General features: G+C 65.7%; 15 protein-coding genes. 7 read left to right on the top strand and 8 right to left on the bottom strand.

Translation table 11 applies throughout. The annotated features are described in order from the left end of the window. Nucleotides 1-73: 73 nt before the first annotated feature. Nucleotides 74-916, top strand: a complete 843-nt coding sequence (locus tag IY145_RS15925) for a tRNA nucleotidyltransferase (RefSeq protein ID WP_246722064.1) — start codon at nt 74-76, stop codon at nt 914-916. Here the strand turns inward: IY145_RS15925 and IY145_RS15920 are convergent. The 7 genes from IY145_RS15920 to thyX form a co-directional block, all read right to left on the bottom strand. Next, nucleotides 877-2331, bottom strand: coding sequence for a HAMP domain-containing sensor histidine kinase (locus IY145_RS15920; protein WP_196409104.1), 1455 nt, complete (start codon nt 2329-2331; stop codon nt 877-879). The two genes, IY145_RS15925 and IY145_RS15920, sit on opposite strands and share 40 nt — an antisense overlap. Further along, entirely contained in the window at nt 2328-3008 is a 681-nt protein-coding gene (locus IY145_RS15915) for a response regulator transcription factor (RefSeq protein ID WP_196409103.1), read from the bottom strand. Before IY145_RS15915 ends, IY145_RS15920 begins: the two co-directional genes overlap by 4 nt. 176 nt (nt 3009-3184) lie before the next feature. Beyond that, the gene (locus IY145_RS15910) at nt 3185-4012 is read right to left on the bottom strand and encodes an ABC transporter permease (RefSeq protein WP_196409102.1); all 828 of its coding nucleotides are present in this window, start codon (nt 4010-4012) and stop codon (nt 3185-3187) included. Then, nucleotides 4009-4764: an ABC transporter ATP-binding protein gene (locus tag IY145_RS15905; RefSeq protein ID WP_196409101.1), complete on the bottom strand. Its 756-nt coding sequence runs from the start codon at nt 4762-4764 to the stop codon at nt 4009-4011. Before IY145_RS15905 ends, IY145_RS15910 begins: the two co-directional genes overlap by 4 nt. 66 nt (nt 4765-4830) lie before the next feature. Further along, complete coding sequence (locus IY145_RS15900; RefSeq protein WP_196409100.1) at nt 4831-5718, bottom strand: FkbM family methyltransferase; 888 nt, start codon at nt 5716-5718, stop codon at nt 4831-4833. 109 nt (nt 5719-5827) lie between these two features. Then, the gene (mutM, locus tag IY145_RS15895; protein WP_196409099.1) at nt 5828-6700 is read right to left on the bottom strand and encodes a bifunctional DNA-formamidopyrimidine glycosylase/DNA-(apurinic or apyrimidinic site) lyase; all 873 of its coding nucleotides are present in this window, start codon (nt 6698-6700) and stop codon (nt 5828-5830) included. Between the two features lie 4 nt (nt 6701-6704). Further along, nucleotides 6705-7385, bottom strand: a complete 681-nt coding sequence (gene thyX / locus IY145_RS15890) for an FAD-dependent thymidylate synthase (protein WP_196409098.1) — start codon at nt 7383-7385, stop codon at nt 6705-6707. 485 nt (nt 7386-7870) lie between these two features. On the opposite strand from thyX, the gene ubiE reads away from it, so the two are divergent. From ubiE to IY145_RS15875, 3 genes are read left to right on the top strand one after another with little or no spacing between them, the layout of a single operon-like run. Continuing rightward, nucleotides 7871-8632: a bifunctional demethylmenaquinone methyltransferase/2-methoxy-6-polyprenyl-1,4-benzoquinol methylase UbiE gene (gene ubiE, locus IY145_RS15885; protein ID WP_196409097.1), complete on the top strand. Its 762-nt coding sequence runs from the start codon at nt 7871-7873 to the stop codon at nt 8630-8632. A gap of 31 nt (nt 8633-8663) precedes the next feature. Further along, entirely contained in the window at nt 8664-10232 is a 1569-nt protein-coding gene (gene ubiB / locus IY145_RS15880; RefSeq protein WP_196409096.1) for a 2-polyprenylphenol 6-hydroxylase, read from the top strand. Between the two features lie 5 nt (nt 10233-10237). Further along, nucleotides 10238-11146 (top strand): hypothetical protein, encoded by a 909-nt coding sequence (locus IY145_RS15875; protein ID WP_196409095.1) that lies wholly within the window; start codon nt 10238-10240, stop codon nt 11144-11146. Nucleotides 11147-11264: 118 nt separating this feature from the next. Here the strand turns inward: IY145_RS15875 and IY145_RS15870 are convergent, their stop codons facing one another. Beyond that, nucleotides 11265-12266: an adenosine kinase gene (locus IY145_RS15870; protein WP_196409094.1), complete on the bottom strand. Its 1002-nt coding sequence runs from the start codon at nt 12264-12266 to the stop codon at nt 11265-11267. Nucleotides 12267-12648: 382 nt separating this feature from the next. Between IY145_RS15870 and IY145_RS15865 the strand changes: the two genes are divergently transcribed. The 3 genes from IY145_RS15865 to fba all read left to right on the top strand — a co-directional run bounded on the left by IY145_RS15865 (nt 12649) and on the right by fba (nt 16886). Continuing rightward, nucleotides 12649-13524 (top strand): phosphoribulokinase, encoded by an 876-nt coding sequence (locus IY145_RS15865; RefSeq protein ID WP_196410575.1) that lies wholly within the window; start codon nt 12649-12651, stop codon nt 13522-13524. Between the two features lie 13 nt (nt 13525-13537). After that, entirely contained in the window at nt 13538-15538 is a 2001-nt protein-coding gene (gene tkt / locus IY145_RS15860) for a transketolase (RefSeq protein ID WP_196409093.1), read from the top strand. 265 nt (nt 15539-15803) lie between these two features. After that, on the top strand, nt 15804-16886 hold the full coding sequence (gene fba / locus IY145_RS15855; protein ID WP_196409092.1) for a class II fructose-bisphosphate aldolase: 1083 nt from the start codon (nt 15804-15806) through the stop codon (nt 16884-16886). Nucleotides 16887-16919 lie beyond the last annotated feature (33 nt).

Here is a 16919-nt window from a genome sequence, read left to right as displayed (position 1 = left end):
CCCAGGAGCGGCAAACCCAGAGCGGCAAGCCGTTTGCTTGTCGCTCCGGGCATCCTCTCACCCGCGATATCTCATGGCGTCCGAACACATTCCCGAGCCCGATTTCGGGCAGACCGACCCCGGCCTCGGCATTCTTCGCATGGCGGCCCTCCTCGCCGAAACGGACAATGATCCGGGCGAGGAGACGATGAATCATTTGGCCGATCAGGTCGAGAACGGCGGTCTCGCCGGCCTGGACGCGGCCGATATCTGGCCGGAGCTCCTCTTCGGCCTTTCCGGCCCGGCGCCCGGCAAGGTCTTGCGCATCCTGCGCATCTGCGGCGCGCTGCGGGCGATCCTGCCCGAAGTCGACGCTTTGTTCGGCGTTCCGCAAATTTCGGAGGGGCAGTCTGAGGTGGACCTCGGCGCGCATATGCTGCGCTCGCTCGACGAGGCCGGGCGGATCGACGCGCCGCTCGCCGTGCGCTTCGCCCTGCTCGTCATGAATGTCGGCAAGGCGGATTCGCCGCGCGAGCATCTGCCGCTCCATTACAAGCACATCGACCGCGGCGGCCCGCGCATAGAGGCGATCGTCTCGCGTTTCGGCGTCCCGGCCGATTGTCTCGAGCTCGCTCTGCTGGCGCTTTCCGAATGCGAGCGCGTCCATCGCGCCTCGGAAGTGCGCGCCGGTCCCGTCGCGCAAATGCTGGAGCGGCTCGGCGCCTTCGATGCGCCCGAGACATTCGCGCGGCTGATGAGCGTCTGCGGCTGCGATTTCTCCGCCCATGCCGGACGCACCGACGAGGCCTATCCCAAGGCTGTGCTGCTGGAGACGGCGCGAAACGCTTGCGCCGCGATCGAGCCCGCCACTCCAGAGGCCCGCGCCGAGGCGATCGCTCAGGCGTTCCGCTCGCAACGCTGGTCGAGCGACAGCTGAACCTCCCGCCCCGCGGCGACCTCCGCCGCTTCGCCCGGCTCGGCTCCGGCCTCGGGGAGCCGCACCTTGAAGGTGGCGCCGCCGCCGGGCGTCTCCTCGACGGAGACCTCGCCGCCGAGCAGGTCGACGAGCTCGCGGACGATCGATAGGCCGAGCCCCGTGCCGGGGGGCGCATCGTCCTTGCGCCAGAAGGGCTCGAAAATGCGGTCGCGGTCGGTGTCGGACACCCCGCTCCCGTGATCGACGACCTCGATCGCGCATTCGGACAGCACGCGAACGATCACGACGCCGCCTGCGGGCTCCGCGCGCACCGCATTGGCGATGAGATTGGTGACGATGCTCTCGACGCTCCACCGCAATCCGAGCGCCGTCACACGGCGCGACGGCGCCTCGAGCTGGATCTCGCGATCATTGTCGATCGCGATCGGCACATAATCCGCGGCGACGGCCAGCACGACATCGTAGAGATCGAGCTTATGAGGCGCGATCCGCCCGCGCTCCTTGATCTGCGCGAGCAGCAGCATCTGCTCGACGATCGTCTGCACGCGCAACACATCGCGCTCGATCTCGAATTTGAGCGGGCCCTCCTCCATCTTGCCGACGCGTGCGCGCAATATGGTGATCGGCGTGCGCAATTCATGCGCCGAATTGGCGGAGAAACGCCTTTGGCGATCGACGCCCTCCTGCACCCTCTCGAACGCCTTGTCGACCGCTTCGACGAAGGGCCGCATCTCCGACGGCGCATCGTCGAGCGCGATGCGCTCCTTCAAGGAGTTCACGTCGATTTTCGCGATTTTCGCCGCCGCCGCGCGCAAAGGCGCGAGGCCGCGATTGACGACGAAGAGCGCGATGAGGCACATCGCCCCCCAAGGGGGAAGAAACATCAGCGCTTCGGAGAAGTTGCTCGCATAATAAAGCAGAGAAACACTGTCGCTCCAACGGAACTTGGAGCCGTAACTCGCCAACAGGACTTCGCCGACCGGCGACGCCACGGCGGCGAACTCTCCCTTGGGCGTCGATCCGCCGACGGAAATGTGGAAAGTCGAGCGGTGGAGATTCAGCGGCGCGCCGAAATTTCCGAAAGCCTCCACCAATTCCGGCGCGGATCCCTCGAGCGCCCGCTTGCTGCGCGGATCGAAGACGGCGAAGCGAAATTCCGGATTCTCTCGGATGAAATTCTGCAGATCGCGAGTCTTCTCGATATATTTCTCCCCGTCCGCGTCTTTGCGCAGAGCGGCGATCACGACCTCGCGCGTGCGCGGATTTCGAATTTCGTCGAAAGGCGAGCGCCCACCCTGCCACAGGCTCGTCGCGAGAAGGCCGAGGACGAAAATCATCGGCAATGTCACGAAGCCGATGATAGAGCCGAAGATCGCATAGACGATCAATCGGGACGAGAGCGAGCGCAATATCATGGCCCGCGCGCTTCACGGATGAGATAGCCTATGCCGCGCGGCGCATGAATCTCGACGCCCGCATGCTGATCGTTCAAACGCTGCCGCAGTCGCATGGCGACCATCTTCAGCGCGCCGATGCGCGATAGATCGTCGGAGCCATAGACCTCTTCGAGCAGCGTCGAGAAAGTGACCGCTCGCCCCGCGCGGCGCATCAAGGCCCCGAGCAGCAACAGCTCGCGCCTCGGCACGACGAGCGGAGACCCGCCGATGGAGGCGCTGTCCGAATTGAGATCGAAGGAGAGCCTGCCGATCGCGATCGGAGGCGCCGGATCGCCGCCCGGCCGCCGCAGGCTGGCGCGAATGCGCGCCAGCAGCTCGTCGGGAGAAAACGGCTTGGTCAGATAATCGTCGACGCCGGCGTCGAGCCCGTCGACGCGCTCCTCGATCGAACGGGCCGCCGTCACCGCCAGAATTCGGATGCCGGGACGAATTCGCTTCGCCGCGGCGACGGCGGACAGTCCGTCGCCATCGGGCAAACGCCTGTCGAGCAGCATCACCGGATAATCATAGGCCTCGAGAGCGTCGGGAATATCGGCCAGAACGCGGACGCAATCCGGTATATAGCCGGCTCGCCGAACACGATCGGCGATCAGCGTGGAAATATCCGGTTGATCTTCGACGATCAGAATTCGCATCGAACAATTGTTCCCATCGAATTTCGACAGGCGCACGGCGATGACGAGACGACGCGCGGGACTGATCGGCGACGGCTCGCCGCGCGAGGCCTAGCGATCCATTATCGAGCGCCGGACGTCCGGCCGCAATAGAAATCACGCTCCTCGCTCCCCGGGGCGGCGGCGGTTCGCCGCTCTCACTCGCCGGTCTGCAGCAGCGTCCCGGCGCGGCGCGCCGCGGCGAGCAGGCGCACGAAAGCGAAAGAGGCCGCAGCGAACAGAACCGCATCCAACGCCAGCCCATAGGCCATCAGATCGACGCGCAACGCATGGTCGACGAGCACGCCGCGCAGCCCCTCGAACACATAGGTCGGCGGCAGCGCCCAGCAGATCGGCTGCAGCCAATAGGGCAGCACGGCGACCGGATAATAGACGCAGCCGAGCGGCTGAATGATGAACATCAGCGACCAGACGAGATTTTCCGCGCCGAGACCATAGCGCAGCAGCAACCCCGCGACGAAGAGGCCGACGCTCCAGGCGAAGAAGATAAGAATGGCGAAAAACGCCGCAAAGGCGAAGCCGAGCGCCCAGAGATTGAAGCCGAAGAACCAAATGGCGAGGACCGTCACCGGAACCATGCCGACGAGGAGCCGGATGAGGCTCATCGCCATCATGGAGGCGACGAATTCCGCCGGCCGCAACGGGCTCATGAACAGATTGGGCAGGTTGCGCGACCACATCTCCTCGAGAAAGGAGAAGGAGAAGCCCTGCTGGCCGCGCAGCAATATGTCCCACAGCAGCACCGCGCCGATGAGCGAGCCGGCGGCGATCGTCGTCTTGTCGGCGCCCGCGAGCCCGCCCGGCGCGCGTAAGAGATAGGTCTGCAGAAAGCCCCAGGTGAGCATTTGCACCATGGGCCAATAGATCATCTCCAGCATGCGCGGCACGGAGGAGCGCAGCAGATAGGAATAGCGCAAGGTCATCGCGCCGACGCGCGCGAGCGAAAACTCGAAAGCGGCGCTCATGCGGCGCCTCCATTGCCGCGGCCGCGCGCGACATCGAGAAACACCTCCTCGAGATTGGCGCGGCCATAGCGCGCCAACAGCGCGGCGGGCGAGCCGTCGTCGACGAGGCTTCCCTCCTTCAGCATCATCACGCGATCGCAGAGGCGCTCCACCTCCGCCATATTGTGCGAGGCGAGCAGGATCGCGCAATTGCGGCGGCGGCGATACTCCTCGAGATGGGCGCGCACCCAATCGGCGGTGTCGGGATCGAGCGAGGCGGTGGGCTCGTCGAGCAGCAGCAGCTCCGGCTCGTTGATGAGCGCCTTGGCGAGCGCGACGCGCGTCTTCTGCCCCGCGGAGAGACGTCCGCTCGGACGATCGAGAAATTCTTTCAGGGCGAGGCTGGCGGCGAGCTCCTCGATCTTGGCGGCGACGCCGCGAACGCCGTAGAGACGGCCGAAGACGGTGAGATTCTGCCGCACGGTGAGACGATGCGGCATGTCCACATAGGGGCTCTCGAAATTCATGCGGCCGATCGCGTGATAGCGATCTTTCAAAAAATCACGGCCGAAAATTTCTATTGTTCCCGTAGTGGGCTCGATGAGGCCCATGACCATGCCGATGGTCGTCGTCTTGCCGGCGCCATTGCCGCCGAGCAGCCCCGTCACCGAGCCCGCCGCGAGCGCGAAGCTCAACGGCTTCACGGCCACGGTCTCGGCGTAGGTCTTGGAGATGCCGTCGACCCGCAAAATCGGGCCGGTTTCGAGCGCCATTGCAAGTCTCGGAGAGGATTGCCGCGATTTCCTTCGCGCCCCTTATCGCGAGTTCGGCCGGTAAGATCAACCGGCCGCCGCTTGCGCCGCAGGCGCGGCGGATCGGTGGCGCAACCCGATGATATAGGCGCGCGCCAGATTGCGGCCGCTGCGGCGATCATGCTCGGTGAGCAGGCGCAGAGCGAGATCGGCGGAGCGGTAGCAATCATGCACGATCTGCGCGAGGCCGATCAATTCCTCGTCGGCGAGCAGCTCCGGCCGCATGAAGTCGCGCACGAAAATGGCGTCGCTCCAGACGATCTGGCTCATGCCGGCGAAAATATCCTTGCCCAGCATCAGCGGCCGCAACACGCGGCTCGTCAGCGGCGTGAAGCGATGCAGAACATAGCCCTGCGCGCGCAAAAACAGCTCGATTTCCGAAAACAGCGGCTGCCCCTCATAGAGCGGCAGGAATTCGACCTCGACATGAAGCACATAGGCGCGCCGCAGCCGCTCGACGGCATTCTGCAGGATCATCAGCTCCGCGCCCTGCACGTCCAACTCCAGAAAGGTCGCGCCGTCGGTCTCGGGCACGTCGTCGAGCCGCACCGTGTCGATCTCTTGCGTCGCGACGATCTCCGACCACACGGGAAAGCCGTGGAACAGCTCCATCGCTTGTCGGTTGGGCTTCAGCAGCGAGGTCATGTCGCGCGCCGCGCATATATGCAGCGTATGGCGCCCGCCATCGCCGACGGCGTAGGGCAGATAGACATCGCCCGGATTTTTACGCGCGTTCAGCTCTTCGACGGCGGCCTCGTCGGGCTCGAAGCCGACGACCGTCGCCTCGCCGCCGCGCAGCAAGGGCGCATAGACCGGCTCGCCGCTGATATGGCGCGCGCCAATGTCGACGATCTTCTGCCGGACGCTGGTGCCGGCAAGCTCGATGAAGGGAGGGAGCGCGTCCGCATGTTCCATGAAAGCCTCGCCCGATGGCCGGCGCGTCGATCGGCGAGGACAGAGCGCAGGATTTATCCTAGTATGAGACCGAGCTTTGAACGCCGCCGCTTGCGCGGGACTGGCGTGCTCACTTCTGGCATTCACGACAGAAGAAGGTCGAGCGCCCGCTCTGCGTCACGCGCGAGACCTGGCCGCGGCAGCCCAGCGTCGGACAGGGCGCGTCCTCGCGGTCATAGACGCGGAAAGAATGCTGGAAATAGCCGAGCGAGCCATCCGTCTGGCGATGGTCGCGCAGGCTGGAGCCGCCCGCCTCTATCGCCTCGCCCAGCACTTGCCGGATCGTCTCGACGAGATCGACGAGCCCGCGCTTCGGCCGACCCTTGGCGTCGACGAGGGTTCCGGCGGCGCGCAGCGGCGAGAGGCGCGCGCGATGCATCGCCTCGCAGACATAGATATTGCCGAGGCCGGCGATGATCCTCTGATCGAGCAGCGCGGCTTTGAGCGGCGCCTTGCGGCCGCGCAGCTCCTCGGCGAGACGCTGCGGCGACAGCTCCAACCCCAGCGGCTCGACGCCGAGCCCGGCAAAGAGCGAATGCGTCGCCAGCTCGCCGGGCGGGACCAGCAGCATGAAGCCGAAACGGCGCGGATCGTTGTAGGTGACGCTCGCGCCGCTCGTGAAATGGAACACGACATGGTCATGCGCCGGCTTCGTGCTCGCGGCGCGATGGTAGACGCCTTGCGCGTCGTCGGCGTCGATGCGGAAGGAGCCGCTCATGCCGAGATGCATGACGAGCGTCTCGCCGCTATCCAGCTCGCCCAAAAGATACTTGGCCCGCCGCTTCAGCGCCGCGACGCGCCGGCCGGCGAGCCGCGCGGCAAAGCCCTGCGGAAAGGGAAAGCGCAGATCGCCGCGGCGCAGTTCCACCCTGTCCAGCCCCGAGCCGGTGAAGACGGGCTCGAGCCCGCGGCGAACCGTCTCGACCTCGGGCAGCTCGGGCATTGGTTCAGCGCCCGCTCGATTTCCAGGCCGCGACGGCCACAGGGACGATGGGCTCGATGAGCTTCTCCATCGCCTCGGCGTAGACGCGGATCTCATATTGCGCGTGCGGATCGGCGCGGAGCGACAGGAACTTGAATAAATTCAAAAGATTGACCTTGGCGAACATATGGCTGTAGGTCGACAGCGGCAGCACGGTGCGGGCGAGTTCGCGCGGCCAGCCGGCGGCGAGCAGCTCGCGATAGGCGGCGAAAGCGGCCTCGAAACCGGCGCGCAGCTTCTCGACCTCGGCGCGGCGCGCCTCGAGATCGCCGCCCGGCTGACGGCCCTGCTTGTTGGTCGTCGCCTGCTCGCCGATGTTTTCGGGATCGGGGAGGTAATAGGTCTCCGGCAATTCGCGATAGCGGCCGGAGAGCTCGTTATAGGTCCAGGTGCGGTGGCGGTGCCATTGGCGCAGCACGAAAATGGGCGCCATCACCTCGAATTGGAGTTCCACCGCCTCGAAGGGCGTCGTATGGCGGTTCTTCCAGAGATAATCGATGAGCTTCTTGTCGGAGCCCTCATTCTCCCCGGCGCGCCAGGCGGCGTCATAGGAGACGCGGGCCGCGCGCACGATGGAGAGGTCCGAGCCCATATGATCGACGAGGCGGACGAAACCATGGTCCAGGACTTTGATCTGATTTGACATACGACGCCGTTCCGCCCTCCCCGGCTCGCCTCCCGCGTTCCATGGCGGATGGAGCCTCGCCCCATCGATAACACGTTTTGGGCAGCGCGCAGCCCACCTCCCCCTCGAGTGGCTCGCAGATTCACATATCTTCCCACTCACCCATGACGTCCTGGCCGGGCTTGTCCCGGCCATCCACGCCAAGACATTGCGTCTGCTAGCTAATTTGGCGCAGCGTCGACGCTCCGGCCGCATTCTGACGGGGTTCTGCGGCGAAGGCGCCCACCGCAAGAAGCCTAAATTTGCCGATGGCGGGCGCTTCCAAAGACATCTCCGCCGCTCGGCGTGGATGGCCGGGACAAGCCCGGCCAGGACGGCCTTGGAGCCTTATGAGATGTGTGAATGCGATAGTCCTCCCCTAGGAGAGGGCGGTTTTCGGCCCCAGCCATAGCCACAGGCCGCAAGGCGCGTTATATCGCCCCGAACGCCACCGGACGCGAGAGATTATGACATCGCAAAACGAGACTTCGACCCATTTCGGTTTCTCCGAAGTCGGATTGGACGAAAAACAAGGCCTCGTGGACGATGTTTTCCACAAGGTGGCGCGCCGCTACGACATTATGAACGATCTGATGTCCGGCGGCATGCACAGGCTGTGGAAGGATGTCTTCGCCGCCAAGGTGCGGCCCTCCCGCCGCGGCCCCTTCCGCCATTTGGACGTCGCCGGCGGCACGGGCGACATCGCCTTCCGCATCGCCAAGGCCGCCGGGCCGGAAGCGGAGATCGTCGTGCTCGACATCAATGGCGACATGCTGGACGTCGGCCGCGACCGGGCGGTCCAGCGCGGCCTCTCGGACAAAGTGGAGTTCGTCCAGGCCAACGCCGAGTCCCTGCCCTTCCCGGACGCGCATTTCGACGCCTATACGATCGCCTTCGGCATTCGCAACGTGCCGCGCATAGATGTCGCGCTGGCCGAGGCGCATCGCGTGCTCAAGCCCGGCGGGCGCTTCCTGTGCCTCGAGTTCTCGCAGGTCGCGATTCCGGGCCTCGACAAGATCTACGAGGCCTATTCCTTCAATGTGATCCCGGCGATCGGCAAGCTCGTCGCCGGCGACGCCGAGCCCTATCGCTATCTCGTCGAGTCGATCCAGCGATTCCCCCGCGCGGAGGAATTCGAGCGGATGATCCGTCAGGCCGGCTTCCGCCGCACGGGCTTCGAGCGGCTGACCGGCGGCGTGGTGGCGATCCACTCCGGCTGGAAGCTCTGATCCACTCATTCGAGACGAACGGCGGCTCTTCGTGCTCATCGGTTTCGGGCATCTCTTCCGACTGGCGCGCGCCGGCTTCATTCTGGCGCGCGAAGGCGTGTTCAAAAGCGTCGATCCGGCCATACTGCCCGTCCCGGCGCAGTTTCTGCTCCGCTTCGGCAATCTTTTGGCCAAGCCCGGCAGCAGCGCCGGCGGCGCGCCGCAGGCTCTGGTGCGCGCCTTCGCGCAGATCGGCCCCTCCTATGTGAAGCTCGGCCAGTTTCTGGCCACGCGCCCGGATGTCGTCGGCGGCGAGATCGCCGACGCGCTGACCGCTTTGCAGGACCGGATGGAGCCCTTCGGCCGCAAGGCCGCGGTCGAGATCATCGAAAGGGCCTTCGGCAAGCCGATCGACGAGATTTTCCTCTCCTTCGGCGAGCCCGTGGCGGCGGCCTCCATCGCCCAGGTGCATCCGGCCCGCGTCGCCTATGCCGAGGGCGAGCGCAAGGTCGCGGTGAAGGTGCTGCGGCCGGATGTGGAACGCCAGTTCCGCCGCGATCTCGCCGATATGTATATTCTCGCCCGCGCCGCCGAGCGTTTCTCGGCCGAGGCGCGGCGGCTGCGGATGATCCAGGTCGTCGACACGCTGGCCCGCTCGGTCAAGCTCGAGACGGATTTCCGCCTGGAGGCGGCGGCGGCCTCGGAGTTTCGCGACAATGTGGCCGATGATCCCGATATTCGCGCCCCCGGCGTCGATTGGGACCGCACGACCCGCGAAGTGCTGACGCTCGAATGGATCGACGGCGCGCCTCTGTCGGACATCGCGCGCGTCGCCGCCATGAGCCATGATCTGAAGGATTTGGGCCGCAAGGTTCTACAGTCCTTCCTGCGCACGGCGATGCGCGACGGCTTCTTCCACGCCGACATGCATCAGGGCAATCTCTTCGTCGACCGCAAGGGACGGCTCGTCGCCATCGATTTCGGCATCATGGGACGGCTCGGCTTCAAGGAGCGGCGCTTTCTGGCCGAAATCCTCTTCGGCTTCATCACCCGCGACTACAAGCGCGTCGCCGAGGTGCATTTCGAGGCGGGCTATGTGCCGCCGATCCATTCGGTCGAGGAATTCTCGCAGGCGCTGCGCGCCATCGGCGAGCCGCTGCATACGGTGAATGCGCAAGACATCTCCATGGCGCGGCTGCTCACTCTGCTCTTCGAGGTGACGGCGCTGTTCGACATGCGTACGCGCACCGAGCTGGTGCTGCTGCAAAAGACCATGGTGGTGGCTGAAGGCGTCGCCCGCTCGCTCGATCCGACGCTCAATATCTGGAAGACCTCGGACCCCGTCGTACGCGGCTGGATCGAGGACAATCTCGGCCCCAAGGCCAAGCTCGAGGACGCCGGCAAGGCGGCGATCGAAGTCGCCAAATTCGCGACGCGCCTGCCCAAGCTGCTCAATGACGCCGAGGCGGCGGTGGAGATGTTGGCCTCCGCCGGCACGAAGGGCGTGCGGCTCTCGGACGCCTCGCTCGCGGGGCTGGCGCGGGCGCGGCGGCGGGCGGATCGCTGGTTTATGCTGGCGGTCGTGCTCGTGGCGCTGCTGGCGATCCATTGGATGAGGTGACGTCGATGATGATGAGAACTGCTCCGCTCGCGTTTCTTCTCGCCTTCGTTCCCCTCGCCGCCTCCGCCGTCACGCCGGAGGAGGCCTATCTCGCGTCGCGCGATCGCCATATCGCCAAGCTCCGCAAGCTGGAGGCGGCCGGCAAGGCCGCCGGGCAAGCGGAGGCGAACGAGAAGAAGGCTCTGAAGGAGCTCGACGAGAAGATGGAGGCGATCATCGGCCCCGTCTCCGTCGAAGGCTTTCAGAAGCTCGGCAAATACAGCATAGAGACGCTGTTCGACGGGGTCGGCGCAGATCAGCTGGACGGCCTCGCCTTCGCCGGCGACGACGACAAATCGCAGCTGAGCGTCTCGACCGACGGCCTCGCGGAGGCCTTTCTGCGCGCCCATCGCAAAAGCTGGATCAAAAGCGAGAAGCCGCCGCAAACGCTCGGGCAAGCGCTGGCTTCGCCCTATTTCTACACTGTGGCGATCAGCCCGGACGCGGGCGTAGAGAAATACGCGGATCTGCCCATCGCCAAGCCCGCCGCGGCGACGCTCGCCGCCGCCCTCCTCGATCTGCGCAGCCAGGACGACGCCGGCGGAACGCTGCCGGACGAGATCATCGTCGCCGTCGCGAGCGGCGGACGGCTATTCATCGCCTCGACGCCGGCCAAGGCGAAGATCGAGACAGCGCCCGCTTGCGAGAAAGCCTGGAGCGAGCATCAGGCAAGGGCCAAAAAGGCGATGGACTCCTACTCCGCCTCCGGCCGCGCCGACGAGAAGGATTTCGAGGCATATTCGAAGCTGCAGGAGGAGGGCTCCGCCGCCTTCCGCCGCTGTTTCGCGGAACATGCGAAATCGGAGAAATTCTTCGTCGCGCTGACGCAAGAGGCGCAGGCGCTCGCCGACAAGCTGGCCGCGGTGAAGCGCTGAAAAAGCGGATCGTAGGGGGACCGCTCCTCCCCTTTAGGGGAAGGGTCGGACGGCGAAGCCGTCCGGGGTGGAGTTCATCGACGAAGACTCGGGGGAACGCCTCCTCCCGAGCGCCGCTTCAGGCGAGCAGGCCGTGGTCGCGTGCGAGCTGGCGCAGATCCTTCTGCGGCCGCGCGCCGACATGGGAGATGACCTCCGCCGCCGCCAGCGCGCCCAGCGAGGCCGCGCCCTCGTAGAGAGCCCCGCGCGAAAGACCGGCGAGAAAGCCCGCCGCGAAGAGATCGCCGGCGCCGGTCGTATCCACGACTTCCGTGACCGGATAGGCCGGAACGGCGACGCATTTCGTCCCCTCGACGACGACGACGCCCTGCGCCGAGCGCGTGACGACTCCGAGAAGATTGGACTCTGCGCCGAGCGCCTTCACGGCGGTGGCGAAATCGGCGGTCTCATAGAGCGAGTGCAATTCGCTCTCATTGGCGAAGAGAATATCGACGAGCCCGTCGCGCACCAGCCCCAGAAACTCGCCGCGATAGCGATCGACGCAGAAAGCGTCCGACAGCGAGAGCGCGACCCGATTGCCAGCGGCGCGGCTGGCCTTGGCGGCCTTCAGAAAGGCCTCTTTGGCGGCCGGCGGATCCCAGAGATAGCCTTCGAGATAGAGAATTTTGGAGGCGCGGACGAGCCCCTCGTCGACATCCTCCGGGCCGAGAGCCTGGCAGGCGCCGAGAAAAGTGTTCATGGTGCGCTGGCCATCCGGCGTCACCAGAATGAGGCAGCGCGCGGTGGCGGCGCCGTCGACGGCGGCGGGCGTGTCGAAGGCGACGCCCGCCTGGCGAATGTCATGCGCGAATTCGCGGCCGGCGTCATCGTCCTTCACCTTGCCGATGAAAGCCGCGGCGAGGCCGAAGCCGGCCGCGCCGACGAGCGTATTGGCCGCGGAGCCGCCGGACATGACCGTCGTCGGCCCCATTGCGGCGTAGATTTCGGCGGCGCGGGCCTCGTCGACGAGCTGCATCGCGCCCTTGTGGAGGCCGGCCGCCAGCAATTGATCGTCCTCGGCGCGGGAAAGAGTATCGACAATGGCGTTGCCGACGCCGAGGACATCATAGGTCGCGGTCATGAAATCACCTTGCGGAACGGGGGCGTGAGCGCCGGAAAGCCCTCTGTAATCGACGCCGCCGGGACGTCAACCGACCGCGCCCGCGCGACTCCGGACGGCCGCTGCCGGCGGAAAGCGCCACGCGCCCCGCCAGACGCATCTAGTATATTGAAATAGCTATATTATTTAAAATACGCCGCATTCGGTGGAGCGGCGCGCGGCGGCGTCCGAGATTTTTTTTCCGGGGGCCGAGCAAACGCCCGGCTTTTCTTGTAGGAGATTTGCAGCGGGGCCGCGTCGGCGAAGGAGGCGGCCCCGCGACCTCGCTCGCCGCGCTCCCCGAGGGGCGTTCGGCGCGCGAAACGCATATGAGCAAATGTTACCGGCCGCGGTGGGCGTCGCCATGTCGATCAAGCATCCGATCATCTCGATCACCGGCTCGTCCGGCGCGGGCACGAGCTCGGTCAAGCAGACCTTCGAGCAGATCTTTCGCCGCGAGAAAGTGGAGGTCGCCTATGTGGAGGGCGATTCCTTCCATCGCTTCGACCGCGACCAGATGAAGGCCGCCATGGTCGAGGCGCAGGCGCGCGGCAACGCGCATTTCAGCCATTTCGGCCCGCAGGCCAATCTGCTCGGCGAGCTCGAGACCCTGTTCAAGGAATATGGCGAGACGGGCACCGGCCAATATCGCCATTATGTGCATGACGCGAACGAGGGCGCCGTGCTCGCCTCGCCGCCCGGAACCTTCACGCCCTGGTGCGAGCTGCCCGCCAACACGGACCTTTTGTTCTACGAGGGCCTGCACGGCGCCGTGGTGACCGAGGAGGTCAATGTCGCGCGCTACGCCGATCTCAAGATCGGCGTCGTGCCGGTCATCAATCTCGAATGGACGCAAAAGCTCCACCGCGACCGCAACACGCGCGGCTATACGACCGAGGCCGTCACCGAGACGATCCTGCGCCGGATGCACGATTATGTGTATTACATCTGCCCGCAATTCTCGGAGACCGACATCAACTTCCAGCGCGCGGCGACGGTGGACACGTCCAATCCCTTCGTCGCCCGCTCGATCCCGAGCCCGGACGAATCGATCGTCGTCATCCGCTTCCGCGATCCGCGCGGCGTCGACTTTCCCTATCTCGTGACGATGATCGCCGGCAGCTGGATGTCGCGCGCCAATTCCATCGTCATTCCGGGCAATAAGCTCGATCTCGCCATGCAGCTCATACTCACGCCGCGGATATTGGAGCTGATGAAACGCAAACGTGGCGAAGCCTGAGGAAACGAACCAGATGTCGAATGTTTTGGAAACTGTCGCCGAAGTCGCCGCGGCCGAGGACGAGCGCCGCGCCGCCAACGCCATTCGCGCGTTGGCGATGGACGCGGTGGAGAAGGCCAAATGCGGCCATCCCGGCATGCCGATGGGCATGGCCGACGTCGCGACGGTTCTGTTCCAGCAATTCGTGAAATTCGACGCCTCGGCTCCCGATTGGCCCAACCGCGACCGCTTCGTGCTCTCGGCCGGCCATGGCTCCATGCTGCTCTACGCGCTGCTCTATCTGCTCGGCTATCCGGGCGTTTCGATCGACGACATCAAACAATTCCGCCAGCTCGATTCGAAGACGCCGGGCCATCCCGAATATGGCCATACGGTCGGCGTCGAGACGACGACCGGCCCGCTCGGCCAGGGTCTCGCCACCGCCGTCGGCCTCGCCATTGCGGAGCGGCTGCAGGCGGCGCGCTTCGGCGACGATCTCGTCGACCATCGCACCTATGTCATCGCCGGCGACGGCTGCCTGATGGAGGGCGTCAGCCATGAGGCGATCGACCTCGCCGGCCATTTGCGGCTCGGCCGGCTGACCGTGCTGTGGGACGACAATGGAATTTCCATAGACGGGCCGACGACGCTCTCGACCTCGACCGATCAGCTCGCGCGCTTCGCCGCCTCCGGCTGGCATGTGCAGCGCGTCGACGGCCATGCGCCAGCGGAGATCGCCGCCGCGCTCGCGCAGGCGCAGCAGGACGAGCGGCCCTCGCTCATCGCCTGCCGCAGCGTCATCGGCTATGGCGCGCCCGGCAAGCAGGGCAAGGAGACGGTTCACGGCGCGCCGCTCGGCGCATCGGAGATCGAGCTCGCCCGCGCGGGGCTCGGCTGGCCCTACGAGCCATTCGAGATTCCTGCCGAGACTCTGGACGCCTGGCGCGCCTCCGGGCTCCGCGGGACAAGCGAGCGGCTCGCCTGGGAGCAGCGTCTTTCCGCCTCGCCGAAGCGCGCCGAATTCGAGAGCTTTCTGAAGGGCGACATTGCGGGCGAGATCGCCACGCCGCTGCGCGCGCTGCGCGAGAGCTTCGCCGCCGAGCGGCCCAAGGTCGCGACGCGCAAATCCTCCGAGACCGTGCTCGGCGTCGTCAATGCGGCGACGAGCGCGACGATCGGCGGCTCGGCCGATCTCACCCATTCCAATTTCACCATCACCAAGGGGCTCGGCTCGGTTTCGGCGGAGAATTTCTCGGGCCGCTACATTCACTATGGCGTGCGCGAGCACGGCATGGCCGCCGCGATGAACGGCATTGCGCTGCATGGCGGCTTCGTTCCCTATGGCGGCACTTTCCTCGTCTTCTCCGATTATGCGCGCGGCGCGATCCGCCTCTCCGCGCTGATGGGCCAGCGCGTCGTCTATGTGCTGACGCATGATTCGATCGGCCTCGGCGAGGATGGGCCGACGCATCAGCCTATCGAGCATCTCGCCTCGCTGCGCGCCATGCCCAATCTCTATGTCTTCCGCCCCGCGGATGCGATCGAGACGGCCGAATGCTGGGAGATCGCGCTCAATGCGCGGACGACGCCCTCCGTGCTGAGCCTGTCGCGCCAGAATCTGGCGACGCTGGAACGCCCGATCGGCGAGAATCTCACCGCCCGCGGCGCCTATGTGCTGCGCGAGCCGAGCGGCGGACGCCAGGTGACGCTCATCGCCACCGGATCGGAAGTGCAGATCGCGCTGGCGGCGGCCGATCTTTTGTGGGCGCGCGGCAAGCGCGCCGCCGTCGTCTCCATGCCCTGCTGGGAGCTGTTCGAGACGCAATCGCCGGCCTATCGCGCGAGCGTGCTCGGAGCCGCGCCGCGCGTCGCCGTGGAGGCGGCCGTGCGACTCGGCTGGGACCGCTGGATCGGCGAGCGCGGGGCCTTTGTCGGCATGACCGGCTTCGGCGCCAGCGCGCCGGCGGATGCGCTCTATGAGCGTTTCGGCATAACGGCCAAAGGCGTGGCCGACACGGCCGAAGCGCTGCTCTGACCAAAACGCGATCGAAACGGCGTCCGCGATTTTCGCGGGCGTCGCGCCGACCGGGGACCAATATTCAGATTTCGAGCTCGAACGAATAGACCAAGAGAAACCCTCCCGAGGCGGAGCGGCAATTCTCGGCGGGCGGCAGCGGGAGGTGATGACATCGCCGGCGCTCCGCTATATCGCTATCAGCGGAATCGGCCTGCGCCCCCGCATTGCTCTGGCGGCGCCGCCGTAGACTTTATCGAATTCCGGCACTGGGAGGACACCGCAAATGGCGCTCATCACCCTGAGACAATTGCTCGACCACGCCGCCGAGCACGACTATGGCGTGCCGGCCTTCAATATCAACAACATGGAGCAGGGCCTCGCGGTGATGGAGGCAGCCGCCTCGGTCGACGCTCCGGTCATCATCCAGGCGAGCCGCGGCGCCCGCTCCTACGCCAATGACGTGATGCTGGCCAAGATGATCGAGGCGCTGGCGATCATGTATCCCGACATTCCGCTGGTCATGCACCAGGACCATGGCAATAGCGAAGCGACCTGCGCCAGCGCCATTCGCTTCGGCTTCACCTCGGTGATGATGGACGGCTCGCTCGAGGCCGACGGCAAGACGCCGGCGAGCTATGACTACAATGTCGCGGTGACGCGCCGCGTCGTCGATCTCGCCCATTGGGTCGGCGCTTCGGTCGAGGGCGAGCTCGGCGTGCTCGGCTCGCTGGAGACCGGCGAGGGCGAGAAAGAGGACGGCCATGGCGCCGAGGGCAAGCTCAGCCACGACCAGCTGCTGACCGACCCCAGTCAGGCGGTGGATTTCGTCGCCCGCACCAAGGTCGACGCTCTCGCCATCGCCATGGGCACCTCGCATGGCGCTTACAAATTCTCGCGCAAGCCCGACGGCGCCATTCTCGCGATGCATGTGATCGAGGAGATTCACAATCGCCTGCCGAACACGCATCTCGTGATGCATGGCTCATCGTCGGTGCCGCAGGATTTGCAGGACGCGTTCAACGAGGCCGGCGGCGAGATGCCGCAGACATGGGGCGTGCCGGTCGAAGAGATTCAGCGCGGCATCAAATTCGGCGTGCGCAAGATCAATATCGACACCGATTGCCGCATCGCCGTCACCGCCTCCATCCGCGCGACGCTGCTGAAGAACAAGGGCGAGTTCGACCCGCGCAAATATCTGAAGCCGGCGCAGGAGGCGATGCGCAAAGTGTGCAAGCAGCGCTATGAGGAATTCGGCGCCGCGGGCCAGGCGAGCAAGATCAAGCCGATCCCGCTCGCCGATATGGCCAAGCGCTACGCCAGCGGCGCGCTCGATCCGCAATTCGCGGAAAAGAAGGCCGCGGAGTGAGGTCTAAAACGGCGCGCCCTGATATATCGGGCG

The organism is Methylosinus sp. H3A, from assembly GCF_015709455.1.
Taxonomy (GTDB): domain Bacteria; phylum Pseudomonadota; class Alphaproteobacteria; order Rhizobiales; family Beijerinckiaceae; genus Methylosinus.
This window is presented reverse-complemented; position numbering and strand designations above follow the sequence as displayed.